This window comes from Bacillus salipaludis, assembly GCF_030938565.1.
GTDB classification, from domain to species: Bacteria; Bacillota; Bacilli; order Bacillales; family Cytobacillaceae; genus Neobacillus; species Neobacillus salipaludis_A.
Genome location: NZ_JAVGVR010000001.1, coordinates 6054272 through 6069417 on the forward strand (window position 1 = coordinate 6054272; position 15146 = coordinate 6069417).

The window sequence follows — 15146 nt, forward strand, 5'->3', positions numbered from 1 at the left end:
TTAGTTTTTTTGTAAAATTTTATTGTTTTCGATGGTTATGCCTTTGTTTCTTTTCACCATTTCTTTATAAGCAAACAGGGCAATGGCTGTATCCTGTACACCCGTTCCTGTTAGATCACATACGGTAATTTGTTCGTCGTTTTTACGTCCGGCCCCCCACAAGGAAGTTAGGTCACCTAATTCGACAACCTCCGACTCCTCCGTGAGGACACCAGCTGTAAGAGCATGATGCAGTTCCCCTAACCGGGCACATTGAGCTTTTGTATCACAGACAAGAATGTCTGCTTTCGCTATAACTTCGGCTTCTAATTCCTGCTTATGCTCAGCATCCGATCCCATCGCAGTAATATGTAGACCAGGGTGCAGCCATTCGGCTTTGATGATTGGCTCTTTTGCCGGGGTGGTGGTAATCACAATGTCACTATTCCGGACTACCGCTTCAGCGCTGTCAACGGCCACAACTTTAATTCCTAATTCAGCAGTCATTTCTTCCGCGTATTTCTTTGCGCGTTCAGCTGACCGGGCGTACACGAGGACCTTTTGAAACTTCCTTACAATATTCAGTGCCCGCAGCTGATATTTTGCCTGGCTGCCCGCTCCAATGATCCCAACGGTTTCAATCGTATTTTTGGCAAGATAGGATGCTGCAACCGCTCCAGCTGCCGCCGTGCGGACATCGGTTAAGTAGCCATTGTCGAGTAAGACGGCTTCCGGAACCCCGGTTTTTGTGTTAATCAGGATCATCATCCCATTACCACTTGGCAACCCAAGAAGATGATTATTGAAAAAGCCGGAAGAGATTTTGATTGCAAACATTTCTTTTTCCTTGATATAAGCCGTTTTTACATCGACTTCACCGTTTTGATCGTCAATATCCACTCTCATAATCGGCGGCATGGAAACTTGATCTTGTGATAAGCTAGTAAAAGCATCTTCAACCACTTTTACAGCCTCAGAATTTAATGAAACAAATTGCTTTAGTTCCTGCTCTGTGAAGATTCGCATCGTGTGATTCACCTCCATTTAAGGTTTACTTTAAAAGCTGATGCCCCTTTAACGTCAAGTCTCTAGGAAGCTTCGCAAAGGTTTCACATCCAGTTTCCGTAATCCGAACGGACTCGCTCGCTTCAAAGCCATATTTGTCAAGCCACAATCCTGGAATGAGATGGAAGGTCATATTAGGCTGTAAAATCGTCTTATCGCCTTTTCTGATGCTCATGGTGTGCTCGCCCCAATCTGGCGGGTAATTCAAGCCCATTGAATAGCCAAGGCGTGATTCCTTCACAAATCCGCTTTTCTCAATTGTTTTTCTCCAGGTTTCTTCAATTTCTTCAGCCGCGATACCAGGACGAATCATATCCAAGCAGGCATTAATGCCTTCAACTGCAACACTCGAAAGAGTTTTCATTTCATCTGTAGGGCGGCCAATCTGAACGGTTCTCGCGAGCGGTGAGTGATATCGTTTATAGCAGCCGGCTATTTCGACAATAACAGCGTCCCCGTCTTTATAGCGATCATCTGTCCAGGTTAAATGCGGTGTCGAAGTTTTTTCTCCGGATGGCAATAATGGAACAATCGATGGATAATCGCCGCCAAATTCTTCGGTACCGGTAATCTGGTTGTAAAAAATCTTCGCAGCAACATCGCATTCCCTTACGCCTTCTTCAATTAGATCAATTCCTGCCTGCATTGCTTTTTCAACAATTTTGGCTGCGCGTTTCATATATTCAATTTCTGCATCCGACTTGATTAAACGGACCCAGTTGACGAGTAGGGTTGCGTCTTGGAAAGTGGCATTTGGTAGCCCCTTTGTTAACTGCTGATAGCACTTTGCCGTGAAATAGTAGTTTTCCATTTCCACACCGATTGAACAGTTATCTTTGCCAAATTCTTTTAATCGATCGGCAACAAAATCCATTGGGTGTTTAAGATCGGATTGAACATATTCATCAGGATAAGGAATGATATTATCATCCGTTAGCCAAGTCGTTACTTTTGCTCCGTTAGCATCCTGGCCGCGTCCAATCCATTTTGGCTGTTCCTCATCAAGCATGACAACAAGCATCTGATGAACGTAAAACGACCATCCGTCATAACCGGAAAGATAGTTTAGATTTGCTGGGTCTGTAAGTAGGAGAACCTCAATTCCTTTTTCAGCCATTCGTTCTTTTGTTTTGCGGATACGTTCTTTATATTCTGTTATTGAGAATGACATAAATCTTGTTCACTCCTGTTTTGTTATATTTATTTTTGGAATATTTCTATTTGTTTGTATTATATAAAACTGTTAAAAGCTTTTTCATCTGACATTCTGTATGAAAGATTTTGCTAGTTTCTAGTCAAAATTAGCAAAAAGTAAGTGAAGATTAATTTTATCAGCGAATGTTCGGGATTTATCGACCAGTTTATCAGCGAATCTTGGTCACTTATCAAAGAATCGATGAAACAACCTTCTTCCAAAAAAAACACAAGTGACAAAATCACTTGTGTATTGAAAGATATTTTTCGATGACCGAATGGACAATGGACAGATCGACATTTTGACCGCTGATAATAACAGCAACATCCCCTTCTTGGTGTAGGATTTTATTGCCTAAAATAGCTGCAATTCCTGTTGCTGCAGCACCTTCCATCATCATTCGGTGTTTGTCCATCATAAAAGCCATGCCAAAAGCAATTTCCTCTTCTGGAATTAGAACGACCTCATCCATATATTTTCGGACCATTGGAAAGGTATATTGATTATCGAGGCCGATTCCACCAAGTAAACTATCAGCGAGTGTCTCGCTTTCCGGAAGCACGACTGGCTTACCCGCTTTTAAACTCTCATACATCACAGCTGATTTTTCCATCGAAACCCCCGTTACGCGGATTCCTGGATCATTGGATTTCACTGCCAAGCCAATTCCAGACAGCAGTCCGCCGCCCGAAAGCGGAACAATTACATCGCTTAGATTGGGGATGTCCTCCAATAATTCCAGCCCAATCGTTCCTTGACCTGCAATCACATACGGGTCATCAAATGGCTCAATAACCGTTAATCCCCTCTCCCTCTCGAGCTCATAACAGCGCACACCTGCAGCATCCTGGCTGTCACCGACGATTTCAATATGTGCATCAAGCCTTTTTAAGGAGTCGACTTTTGCCTTTGGCACCCGATTGGAAATACAAACAACCGCATTAATGCCAAGCTTTTTTGCTACATAAGCTACCGCCATGCCATGATTTCCGGTTGAGTACGTTGCAACTCCTCGTTTTCTTTCTTCCTCACTTAAGCTTAGGATTTTATTGGCTGCTCCCCTTACTTTAAAGGCCCCAACTTCATGAACGTTTTCGAGCTTTAAATACACATTGCGGCCAATTTTTTCTGATAGTATGGACGACTGGATGACTGGTGTTCGTTTGATGAGCGGACTAATTCGTTGTCTTGCTTCCCATACGTCCCGAATTTTCATTAATTCTTTTTTCCTTTGTATAGCTGTCATGGAACCAACCTCCGTGCATTTTACTCTAATCCTAAGTTTTTGGTACTGGGATATCAATTGTCAAAACTGTCGATAACTAAGGCGGATTTTTCATACACTTTGAATGAAAAAAAGCAGGCAATGAAGTGACTTCCATTTCATTTGCCAGCTTTTTATAAAATGATCTGCGAAATTTATTGCCCCATTTTCCAAGTTTTTATGCTCAAATCTAATAAAAACAAATCATCTGGGTCAACAAGTGACAGCCCGGTTAACTCTTCAATTTTTCGTAAACGGTAAAGTAAGGATTGCCGATGCAAAAATAATGCTTTCGCAGTCTTACTTACATTCCCCTGATAATGATTATAGGTACTGATGGTATCAATTAAATCAAGATTTCGCTGTTTGTTATATTCAACGAGCGGTTCAACGGTGGCTGTAATGATTTCTTTCATTTCTTGGTTTTGAAAGAGGGTGAGAAGGATTCGGTCGATCCTTGTGTTTTCATACATCACCCGGTTTCCGATTCCTTTTTTATTCCTGCTGATATTTAGGGCGGTCAGCGCATTTTGATAGCTTTCCTTAAAACCTAAAACCCCTTCATTATAATTGCCAATCCCCCAAGAGATCACCACCTTTGGAAGTAAACTGCGCAGGCGGCGATCGACAAGATCTAAAAAATTGGTTACGCTTTCTTTTTTGTTTTCTAAAGAAATTTCAATCATAACGATCAGCTTTTCTTGTTGATAGGTAATCATCACTTCTTTATTCAAGGACTGGGCAGCATAATAAATTTCTTCTTTTATATAATGAATCATGCTGTCAACCCACTGCTGATAAGCCATTTCATCCCAATTGTTTTTCTGAAAAAGCTTTTTTAAATTTTCCGGCACGCCAATCAAACAAATATAGGGAAGATTCAAGTTATAGCCGACAATTTCAGCTCTGGAATTTGCTGAATCCCAAGACGTAAATTCTCCACTCGTTAATTCTTTGACAAAAGAATCGTGAAGAATGGATTTTGCCTCTTCAACAGCATTTTTTCTTGAAAACCACAAAGCGATGGTTGTGACAGCATGCTCTAATACATTGACAATATACTGAGTTAAAAACTGATCTAGCAATACCTCAGACGGCAAGATGACGAATAAATAGCCCAGGGTATTTCCTGAGACCTGAATGACGGGGAGCTGTAAGATGCAATATTCGTCAATATAAATGGATTGGATTTTTTGAATCATTGGATCATGTGACGACCTTAGCGTTGGCTTCCGCTGGGGAAGGACCCCTTTTACAGCATAACCTCGCCAATATTCGAGAAAATTGGGGGCATCTTTACTTTGGGCCTGGATGGTCCCAATTTGGTCGGTTATTACAATTGGGTACTCTATACACCCGTATAAATAATTCGAAATACAAGTTAGACCGGTCTCGGTTAATATTAGATTCAAAAGCTCCTGCTGAACTTTTTCAGATCTTCTGCTTTCCTTATAATTGACATCATTTAATTGAAGCATGACTTCCTCAATGATATCAGAAAAGCGCAATTCCCACGGCAGCTCAATCAGGATTAAATGATTCTGATGCGCTTTTTCAATCACTTCATTTGGAATCTCAAAAATATGACGTCCTAAAGCTACTGCCAGTGCGGAAGCCTCAGAATCGATCACATCTTGTACAAATTTTTCAAATTCCTTCACGTTTTGACCGCAGCCGATTGCTGTAGTTAACACAAATTCATTCTTTCGTACAAAACTTTCTACCGGCATTTCCATAGCAGAAACCCATTGAACCTCTTTTTCCTGTACCAAATCTTCCCCGGCAACCACCATAGCGTCCTTCATAATCTCTAACTGTAAGATGTCATTTACAAGTAATCCCATGGAACCTCCTGTCCTGCTGCTAACTCTTTTATTATCCACGTATAATATTATTCTAACAAACTCTGACTACTCAGTAAATTATGTAAATTTATTCGACAAATTTCGGGTGGTGACAGGCACCGCTCTTTTTCAAAAGCATCCGAGTGTGCTAGTCCCAAAACAGCACAAAAAAACGGTCATTTTATTTTCAGTAAAATAAAATGGCCGCCTTTATGGTTTGGTATTTTTCATATTTTTTTTCATATTTTATTGGTTCGCCAATTTTTCTTCGACATGGTCTGGAAGATGATCACAGAGCTGGTTGAACAAATAAGTTAAATAGGAATGAAGTTCAAATCGGTCTTCCTGTACAAAAAGATCAAACAAGTTTTTATGTTTCTCCACGTTTTTTTACCCCTTTCTTTTTCCTTCGCTGGATTTTCTTTATAAAATTTTACTAATAGATTGTTCGTTCTGCAGTCACTACATACCTAGTAATCAATCATGATAGTATCGGCCCCACCCTACGCTCAATACCATGATGGCCACGCGCGCCATCCACCTATCCACATTATAATTGAAAACGTTTACATATTCAAAGAATATTATATTACAAGTTTTGACAAAGTGACCGGAGTATAGAAAAACTGCCTACTTGGACAAGCGCTAAAGCATTGCCACCTAAAAAAGCAATGTATAAAAATCCAATTATCCTCTTTAATATACAACAAAACAATGGCTTTTAAAACAAAAAAAGAATTCGACAAAAATCGGGTGGTGACAGGCACAGCCCGATTTTTGTCGAAACCACCCTATAAAAATCCTACAAATATTCCTGCTAATATGACGGAAACGATTGTGACGGAGATGAATCCGCCGACGAGCATGGGTGGCAGCATGTGGCTGGTCAACACTTCTTGTTCTTTTTCGTCTTTGGTTAGGGATTTGATGACTTCGTTTGTGATGATGTAGTCGGATGGGAATCCGTATAGTGCTGTTAACGATACGGCAAAGGACATGTGTTTGCTGACCCCAAGGACCTTTCCAATGATAAACGAGAAAATGTACATTCCGATGACACCTAACACAATACAGCCGATCAACGGATATAAAATTTCCATAATCATCCCTGGCGTTGCTCTTTGCAGCGGATCGAAAACAAACAACATGAGAACCATGATCGCAATTCCAAAACCATTCGCTTTTTGCAGTACATGCCTTTCAAGGAAGCCGACACTTCGTGCAATAACACCAAATAATAAACATAAAACAAATGGACTAATGTCGACGACTGGCTTCAATAAAGTGGAAACGATGAAGGCTAAGAATCCGACAAATGCAAGTCGTAAGAATTTGAAATAATCAGTATTATATTTATCAGGCAAATTTTTAAATAATTTAAGTTCCTTTGGTTCCGCGACAGCTGTAGCGGCAACCTCCTCATTTGCTTGAGCCATACCCAATTGACCGCTGCGATACTTCTGAAGAAGATTTCTTCCTTCTTTTTTCAATACAATCGAAGTAAGTGGATAACCGGCAAATCCTTGCATGACATAAATGACGATGGCAAAGACGGATAACGTTGTAAGCCCTGCTTCCTTTGCCCCTTCCGACATAATCAAGGCAGATACTAAGCCGCCGACTAACGGCGGAATCGCAACAACAATGGTTTTAAAGCCAAAAATAAAGGTTCCAATTCCAAATAATAACGCAATGATTCCGGCAATCCCTGCAAGCGAAATGATAATCGTCTTCCATTGTTTCTTTAATTCCTTTAAAGAAAGTAACGTGCCCATATTGGTAATCAATAAGTAGATCATCATTGTCGCTACAACCGGCGGCACACCCGCTAACTCAACAATATTCTTCGGGAAAAATGTCCAATAGCCAATCAAGAATAAAACCGCACTGATAAATACAGAAGGAATCCAAGCTTTGGTCTTAACCGCCACAACGTCTCCAATAAATAAAATAAGAACAACAATTACTAGTGCAAGCATTTGAGACATAAGAATCCCTTCTTTCTTTTTTTATTTTCGTAGGCACTAGACCCTTCAAAGATCAAGTGCCTAACCCCAATTTATTTTTTATTATTCTCCAAATATGTTAATGTAGCTGCTCCTAAAACTTTAGCAGCAATTAACATACCCTTTTCGTCAATGTTAAATTTCGGATGATGGTGTGGATAGGTTTCGATCCACTCTGGGCTTTGGCCGCCTGTGTTGAAAAACGCCCCTTTCACATGTTCTAAATAGTAAGCAAAGTCTTCGCCACCCATTAGCGGCTCGATTTCCCTCACAGCGGTAACACCAGGAACGGTTTCAGCAAGATTCGCAACGAACTCCATTTCTTCCTTATGATTGACAAGGGCTGGATAGCCTTTTTGATATTCATAAGTGTATGTGCAATCAGCAGTAATACAAGTTCCTTTTATAACCCTTTCAATTTCCGCTTCAATAAATTCCCTTGTACTTTCTTTAAAGGTTCTAACGGTACCCTGAAGGAAAGCCGTATCGGCAATCACATTCGATGCATTTTTCGCTTCAAACGAACCAATGGAAATAACGGCTGAATCGAGCGGATCGACTCGGCGTGAGACAATCTGCTGAATAGTTCCGACAAGTTGCGCTCCAATCACAACACTGTCCTTTGTTAAATGCGGCTGGGATCCATGTCCGCCGCGGCCTTGAATTTTCACCTTAAAAAAGTCTGCTGCTGCCATCATTGGGCCGGTCCGGTATTCAATCGTTCCAACAGGTGTTGGGGACCAAATATGCTGGCCAAAAATGACATCGACACCCTCTAAACAGCCATCTTCAATCATTGCAATCGCGCCGCCTGGGAGAAGCTCCTCTGCGTGCTGATGGATAAAGACGACATTCCCTTCGATTTCATCCTTCATGCAGTTTAGCACTTTAGCGAGTCCGAGAAGGGTTGCTGTATGACTGTCATGTCCACATGCATGCATGACACCTGGCACTTGCGACTTGTACGGAACATCGGTCTCCTCCTGAATTGGCAATGCATCAAAATCAGCACGTAAGGCTACGGTCTGTCCAGGTTTACCACCATGCAATGTAGCAACAACACCATTGCCGCCTACACCTGTCCGGACTTCATGTCCCAAATTCCGATGATACTCGGCAATATATTTGGCTGTATTCTCTTCCTGAAAGGAAAGCTCAGGATGTTGATGTAAATAACGACGAATTTCTACCATTTCTTCGTATGCCTGATCCAATAATTCATAAAGCTTGTTCATTTCATTGACCTCCTATATAAAAAAATTACTGTGTATGTTTTTCTACTATACTAAAAAGTATAAAATATCTGAAAATTATATCAATGTACAATAGCACAATAAAATCACTCATTTACTGTATACTAGTCCATAGGGAGGTCTTCTACATGAAAAATCTGCATCTTTACACCTTTCTTTGTAAAAAATTCAATCCAATTCCTTTTCAAATTTACTTTTTTGAAAACAGAAAGCAATCATCTCATTTGCTATATACAAATAATGAAACAGCGCCTAATCACTTTACGATTCTGCCTGCTTCAGCAACAGACAACATCGCGATTCAATTTGATGGAAACCAAACGGCGGTTTCTTTTTACTACTCAGAGAACAATCAGGTCCTTCTCACTCTTTCCAGCCCTAAAGTGAACCTTTCAGAGAAAGAACTTGAACAACTGTATGTGATGTTTTCTTTTCTTGAGACGGAAATTACTTTACGGGAGAAAGAAGCGGAAATTGCCAGCATGATCGAAAGCAGTCTGACGATTACATCCTCACTAGAGCTTGAAGAGGTGTTAAATAAAATCATTACGCAGGCCCTAAGTGTCATTCCTGCGGCAGATAAAGGATACCTGCAGCTCTATGATGAAAAAACAAATGAATTAATTCCACGTGCAGCTGTCGGATACAATGAAAAACTTCAGGCGGTAAAAATAAAAAGCGGGGAATCGATAACCGGAAAGGTCTTTCAGGACAGAACACCTGTGATGTATGAATCACCTTCTGAGGTTTTCGAAGAGATGAAAACCATCACAAAGGGGAATTTAACGATTTTTGAAAATTCCATTGATCTTTTGCAAATAAAATCAATGATTGCCATTCCACTAATCTTGGAAAATAAAGCAATTGGAGTTATGGCGGTTCAACAATTTAACACAGAGGGAAAATTGAGAGAGCGCGATTTCAGCTTATTACAAGGATTTGCCGCCCAAGCAGCAATTGCAATTCAAAATGCCAAGCTTTTTCAAGAAAAGAATGCCCGGTTAGCGGAAATCACTAACTTAACACGAGAATTAGAGAAAAAAAATAAACTGCTTTTAAGGCGGGCGGAAATTCATGAAACATTAACACAGCTTTCCTTGCAAAATAAGAGTGTCGAATTCATCATTCTGGAATTGAACCGCATGATGAACAGCGAAATCTTCTTTTTCGATCATCTCGATATGGAGCTTTTCCCAAAAAAGAACATTCCCTCCTCCTATTTAAGTAATGATGAATTCTCAAAAATTCTGAGAACAAGAAAAAGGCCTTTCTCAATGATGATTGTGGATGGGAGCGAAATCGAATACTATGTGTATCCGATTCAGTCGGATCGTGTCACACTTGGCTGTTTTTTCGTCCCGCTGCGGGAGCCGATTTCTCAGCAGGATAAAATGACGATTGAGCAGGCCAGTTCTATTCTGGCATTGGAATTAACAAAACGAAAAACCCAGGCAGAGGTATATTACAAAAAAACGCAGGAATTATTTAATGACTTGCTGCAATATAAGGACCCATCAGCCCTAGAGGAAATAGGCGAATTATTAGGGTTGAATTCGCAATCACATTTTTCTGTCATATTAGTTGAAGTAGTCGCATATCAAGATTTGCAAACATTAGAAGCGGTGATCCATCGCTTAATTTCCCAATTAAAGCGGCGGATTGCAAGCCAGGGAATCTTGATTTTTGGATTCCATAATAAAGTAACCATTCTTTTCTCGACACAGCACACACACGAGATAAACGAATGGGTCCATTCGCTTCATTCTTTATTAGTCAAGTGGAGTGATCGCGAGGAAATGCCGCTCCACGCCGGCCTGAGTACGCCGCACGAAGGAATCCAATCGATTGTGAAATGCCATGAGGAAGCAAATAAATCCTTGGCTTATTTAATCAGTCGAAAGCAAACAGGGATGATGGATTATAAGAAAATGGGAATCAATCGGTTATTTCCGACAGGATCCTCTCCGGAAATTGAGCGCTTTGCCGAAGAAATTTTAACGCCGCTTCGAACGGAAAAAGCCAGGAATAATGATCTGGAGAAAACACTGATGACCTATGTAAAATGCAATAAATCGATGATCGAAACGGCTGAAACACTTCATATTCATAAAAACACACTTTATAACCGTATTAAAAAAATTGAAGAACTGCTCGGGCTAGAGTTTCACAACCCGGAGGACTACCTGCAAATTCTATTAGCCTGCCATTTTCAGGAAGATCTTTTGCTTTCACGAAGGAATAATGGAGCTCTGATAGAGTAAGATTTTGGTTAATGCCGCCCCAATTCCTTTTTAAAGCCTATTATCTTAATAAACATGTTATCGACAAAATTCGGGTGGTGACAGGCACCACCCGAATTTTGTCGATGAAACTTTTCTAGCACATCGTTCGTAGGAATATTCATATAGAAGTTGGAAGGGATTGGGTTTATGGGAAATATGATTTTGTTTACGTTTATTATCGGTGTTGTTTCGGTGGTTATTTTGGTCCCTATTAGGAGTCCGAAAGGAAATGCTCCAAAAGCTCGAGGTTTGGTGGTGGGTTTGATTGTTTTTATACTTGCTATTTTCGCATTCTTTTATTTTTCAAACCTAGATCGAAATTTATCCGTCATATGGCCGCTGGCAATCATCTTAACGGCGGCCGGGACAGTTCTTTCCACTGGATTGGAACAAAAGATTAAAGCAAGCCTGTTTTTGGGGAGCCTGGCCCTGGGCATTTACTTTCTTACGGCCTTTCTATTTAATGCCAACGAAAAATATACGATGGCCAAAATGACGGAAAAGGTTGAAATCAAAGCATTTGATGAGCATGAAAAACCGGCAAGCGTCCCGCCGCAATTTGCCCGTAACAAAATGAAAAAGGCATTTGGACAGGTCCCGAACACAAGTTATTATGAACTGGGCAACCTGCAAATCCAAAAAGTGAACGGAGACTATGTTTATATTGCTCCCGTTGAATTCTCGGGGTTTTTCAAATGGTGGAAGGGGTCAGAAACGCCAGGTTATTTTTCTTTAAGCGCAACTGATTCATCAGCAAATCCTAAGTTCATAAAGAAAGAAATGATATATACCCCCTCTTCTTTTTTCAATAAAAATATTGAACGACATATTCGCATGGAATTTCCTAAAAAGATTTTCTTCGGTGATGTCCAGTTAGAAGTGGATGAGGATGGGACACCATACTATATTCGTTCCTACGGTGATTTCATCTCTGCTCGAAATGGTTTTAACGTAGAAGGGGTTGTTTTAGTTGACGCGAAAACCGGGGAAACAAAGGAATATTCATTAGATGAAGCTCCAGATTTTATTGATGGCGCTGTCTCACCGGAAGCTGTCAGCCTGCAAAACAGTTATTTTGGCAACTTTATTCATGGCTACTGGAATAGTAAATTTGGAAAATCAGATGTGAAATTGCCTTCTGATGAGGGTACGGAGGCCAATGTCAGTCCGATTTTTGATGAAAATGGAATCATGTATTATTTCACAGACTTCACCAGCCCGAAGAAAAGTGTCGACTCAATGCTCGGTTATTCGTTGACAAATGCAAGGTCGGGCAAGGCAACCTATTATACGGGAAACCCGGAAGAATCGTATATGGATTCCCAAGGAGCTCTGCAAATTATTGAAAAAAAATTCATTGAGAAAAAATGGGAAGGAAAAATGCCAATCCTTTATAACTTTTATGGAGAGGCAAGCTGGTTGACCCCCGTCCTTGATTCCAATGGATTTTTACAAAACTACTTTATCGTTTCAGCGGCAAATCCGGAAATTTCCGCCTATGGTTCTACGCCGAACGATGCCTTAAAACAGTATAAAACAGCCTTACAACGTGGCAAAGGAACGGTTGACGGCAGTTCAAAAGCCGATGAAAAACAGGTCAGCGGAACCGTCCTTAGAGTGTACAAAGAAAAATCAGGTGACTTCACGGTCGTCTCCTTTCTGCTCAACAATCGCCAAAACTTTATTCTCTCATCTGAAAAGGAACCACTCATCATCTACCTAAAAGAAGGAGATAAAGTAAGACTAACCTACTTAAATACTGAGGAACAATTCCTTCCGGTGAAGGAAATTAAGATTGAAGGACTTCAATAGTACATTCGACAAAAAACGGGTGGTGACAGGCACCACCCGTTTTTTGTCAAATAGGTATTTTTCATTAAATATGCATCTTTTACATCTATTTTTATAAGCAAAATTTACTATTTTTGTCAAATTTACCAAACGTTTATATTCTATTAAAAGCCACTTTACAATTCTCCTATAAGTTAAGTACGAGTACATAACTTATAGGAGATGAATGAAAAATGAAAAAGAGTTTAGTAGCGGGAATTGCTTGTCTTTCTTTATCATTATCCTCAGCTGCTCCATGGGCAGTTCTAGCAGCACCTCACCAAACCGTTGCAACTGACAATGGACAATCTACCTTACAGCCAATCACCTCTGATGTAGCGGTTATTGCACATCGGGGAGCCTCTGCATACGGGCCGGAACACACACTGGCTGCATACAAAGAGGCCATTAAAATGAAAGCTGATTACGTGGAATTTGATTTACAAATGACAAAGGACGGTCAGTTGATCGCTATGCATGATGAAACATTGGCGAGAACGACCAATGCAAAGGAATTGTACCCGGACCGTGCACCTTGGCGTGTGAAGGATTTTACAATGGATGAGATTAAACGTCTTGATGCAGGTTCATGGTTCAATGCGGCTTATCCGGAGCTGGCGAAGAAAGAATACATCGGGCAGCATGTTCCTACTCTTGATGAAGCGATTCAATTTGTGAAAAAACATGGGAACGGAAAAGTCGGCCTCTATATGGAGACAAAAGCACCAGATGTTTATCCGGGAATGGAAGAAAAATTGATTGAAATCTTGCAAAAAAACAAGGTGCTAGATAGCAAGAATCTTTTTCTGGAATCATTCAGTGAAGACAGCCTGCGCAAGTTGAAAACATTGGCGCCAAATGTAAAGCTGATTCAGCTATATACGGGGGCGATGCTGAAGGGTAAAGATGTTTATCAGGAATTTAAACGTGTTGCGGATTACGCTTCTGGTATTGGTCCAAGTAAGGAACTCGTTGTTCCAAAATTCATGGAGGCTGCACATCAAAATCAACTGCTTGTGCATCCATGGACGGTGAATTCCCAGGATGATTTAGCGTCCCTTCTTTCCCTTGGGGTCGATGGAGAGTTTACCAATAATCCTGATAAGATGGTTGAACTAACGGACAAGCCATTTATTTCCCATGGCGTTGCGAGTGGTGATGTCACTGATACATCAGCGATTCTATGGGCACGGACAAATGACGCAGCGAATGTCCAATTTGAAATTTCTACGGACAGCAGCTTTAAAGAGCCGTTTATCGTAAAAACCGTTCATGCTGAGGCCGAAAATGATTTTGCAGTAAAGGCTAAAATGGATGGCTTGAAGCCGGATACGACGTATTTTTACCGTGCTCATGCTGTTTCCAGCAGCTATACCGTGAACGGATCATTCAAAACGGCACCGGCTGAAAACAGCTTAAAACCATTGACCATGGTCTGGGGCGGCGATACGGGCGGACAAGGAGAAATCCCGCCGTATAACTCCTTTAAGGCGATGTCCGCTTTAAATCCAGACTTCTTCCTGTTCAGCGGTGACACGATTTATGCCGATAATAAGACACCGGCTGTGCCAAATCCTCCATCTCAATCGGTACAGGATTTCTGGGCAAAATATAAGGAGAACCGTACGGACGCTGGATTACGAAGCTTGCTGCAAAAAACGGCTACCTTCTCGATTTGGGATGACCATGAAGTGACCAACGATTTTTCGGGACCGTCTCAGCCATTGACACCGACTGGCCTTCGGGCATTTGAAGATTATTGGCCGATTTCGAATGAACGCAGTTCTGCAGACAAGCTTTATCACACCTATTCTTGGGGCAATACCCTCGATATGATGATTTTGAATAACCGCGGTTATCGTGCTCCAAATACCCAGGCAGACGGTGCGGATAAAACGATGCTTGGCGGGGAACAGTTAGAGTGGCTGAAGAAGCAGCTCCTTGAATCGGATGCCAAAATTAAACTGGTTGCTACTTCTGTGCCAATCTCTGTTCCAACTGGAAAGGCAAATGCCAGGGATGGTTGGGCAAATGGCAATCAAGTAAACCCAAATGATCCGACCGGATATGAGAATGAGTTCAAAAAAATCTCTGATTTTATTGTGGAAAAGGGAATTAAGAATGTATTCTTTGTTACGACGGATGTCCACTTTGCTCAAGTGATTAAATATGATGCCAATCATGACGGCAAAACCGATTATCACGAGCTCATCAGCGGTCCAATCGGCGCGGTAAAAATAAATCCCGGCACACTGGACCCAACCTTTAGCCCCGAAAGCATGTACGCAGAAGGCAATTTCTTCAACTTTGGCGTCTTCAAAGTCGATCCGACAACGAACAAGGCCACAGTAGAAATACGAGATGAAAATGGAAAAATCCATTTCAACTATGACTTCCAATTGGAAGATTAACCATTTCGTTCCCTCCC

General features: G+C 41.1%; 10 protein-coding genes. 3 read left to right on the forward strand and 7 right to left on the reverse strand.

Annotation, left to right across the window (positions count from 1 at the left end; translation table 11 throughout):
• From RCG21_RS30040 to RCG21_RS30070, 7 genes are all read right to left on the reverse strand, one after another.
• A complete protein-coding gene (locus RCG21_RS30040) occupies positions 1-1005 on the reverse strand; it encodes a cyclodeaminase (protein ID WP_308914161.1) in 1005 nt (334 codons plus the stop codon).
• Positions 1006-1030: 25 nt separating this feature from the next.
• A complete protein-coding gene (locus tag RCG21_RS30045) occupies positions 1031-2215 on the reverse strand; it encodes a M24 family metallopeptidase (protein WP_133333823.1) in 1185 nt (394 codons plus the stop codon).
• Positions 2216-2480: 265 nt separating this feature from the next.
• The gene (gene eutB, locus RCG21_RS30050; RefSeq protein WP_133333822.1) at positions 2481-3485 is read right to left on the reverse strand and encodes a hydroxyectoine utilization dehydratase EutB; all 1005 of its coding nucleotides are present in this window, start codon (positions 3483-3485) and stop codon (positions 2481-2483) included.
• A 173-nt stretch (positions 3486-3658) separates the two neighbouring features.
• Positions 3659-5347, reverse strand: a complete 1689-nt coding sequence (locus RCG21_RS30055; protein ID WP_133333821.1) for a PucR family transcriptional regulator — start codon at positions 5345-5347, stop codon at positions 3659-3661.
• A gap of 246 nt (positions 5348-5593) precedes the next feature.
• Entirely contained in the window at positions 5594-5731 is a 138-nt protein-coding gene (locus tag RCG21_RS30060) for a hypothetical protein (RefSeq protein ID WP_165976215.1), read from the reverse strand.
• Positions 5732-6138: 407 nt separating this feature from the next.
• Positions 6139-7335: a hypothetical protein gene (locus RCG21_RS30065; RefSeq protein WP_133333820.1), complete on the reverse strand. Its 1197-nt coding sequence runs from the start codon at positions 7333-7335 to the stop codon at positions 6139-6141.
• A gap of 71 nt (positions 7336-7406) precedes the next feature.
• Entirely contained in the window at positions 7407-8588 is a 1182-nt protein-coding gene (locus RCG21_RS30070) for a M20 family metallopeptidase (RefSeq protein ID WP_308914162.1), read from the reverse strand.
• A 146-nt stretch (positions 8589-8734) separates the two neighbouring features.
• On the opposite strand from RCG21_RS30070, the gene RCG21_RS30075 reads away from it, so the two are divergent.
• The 3 genes from RCG21_RS30075 to RCG21_RS30085 all read left to right on the forward strand — a co-directional run bounded on the left by RCG21_RS30075 (position 8735) and on the right by RCG21_RS30085 (position 15129).
• Positions 8735-10867 (forward strand): helix-turn-helix domain-containing protein, encoded by a 2133-nt coding sequence (locus tag RCG21_RS30075; protein WP_308914163.1) that lies wholly within the window; start codon positions 8735-8737, stop codon positions 10865-10867.
• 168 nt (positions 10868-11035) lie between these two features.
• The gene (locus RCG21_RS30080) at positions 11036-12700 is read left to right on the forward strand and encodes an MFS transporter (RefSeq protein ID WP_133333817.1); all 1665 of its coding nucleotides are present in this window, start codon (positions 11036-11038) and stop codon (positions 12698-12700) included.
• Positions 12701-12912: 212 nt separating this feature from the next.
• On the forward strand, positions 12913-15129 hold the full coding sequence (locus tag RCG21_RS30085) for a glycerophosphodiester phosphodiesterase family protein (RefSeq protein WP_308914164.1): 2217 nt from the start codon (positions 12913-12915) through the stop codon (positions 15127-15129).
• Positions 15130-15146: the final 17 nt, after the last annotated feature.

Bases quoted from the DNA above. Each gene is read 5' to 3' on its own strand.
- RCG21_RS30040 (WP_308914161.1), bottom strand. From the start codon at position 1,005: ATGCGAATCTTCACAGAGCAGGAACTAAAGCAATTTGTTTCATTAAAT.
- RCG21_RS30045 (WP_133333823.1), bottom strand. From the start codon at position 2,215: ATGTCATTCTCAATAACAGAATATAAAGAACGTATCCGCAAAACAAAA.
- eutB (WP_133333822.1), bottom strand. From the start codon at position 3,485: ATGACAGCTATACAAAGGAAAAAAGAATTAATGAAAATTCGGGACGTA.
- RCG21_RS30055 (WP_133333821.1), bottom strand. From the start codon at position 5,347: ATGGGATTACTTGTAAATGACATCTTACAGTTAGAGATTATGAAGGAC.
- RCG21_RS30065 (WP_133333820.1), bottom strand. From the start codon at position 7,335: ATGTCTCAAATGCTTGCACTAGTAATTGTTGTTCTTATTTTATTTATT.
- RCG21_RS30070 (WP_308914162.1), bottom strand. From the start codon at position 8,588: ATGAACAAGCTTTATGAATTATTGGATCAGGCATACGAAGAAATGGTA.
- RCG21_RS30075 (WP_308914163.1), top strand. From the start codon at position 8,735: ATGAAAAATCTGCATCTTTACACCTTTCTTTGTAAAAAATTCAATCCA.
- RCG21_RS30080 (WP_133333817.1), top strand. From the start codon at position 11,036: ATGGGAAATATGATTTTGTTTACGTTTATTATCGGTGTTGTTTCGGTG.
- RCG21_RS30085 (WP_308914164.1), top strand. From the start codon at position 12,913: ATGAAAAAGAGTTTAGTAGCGGGAATTGCTTGTCTTTCTTTATCATTA.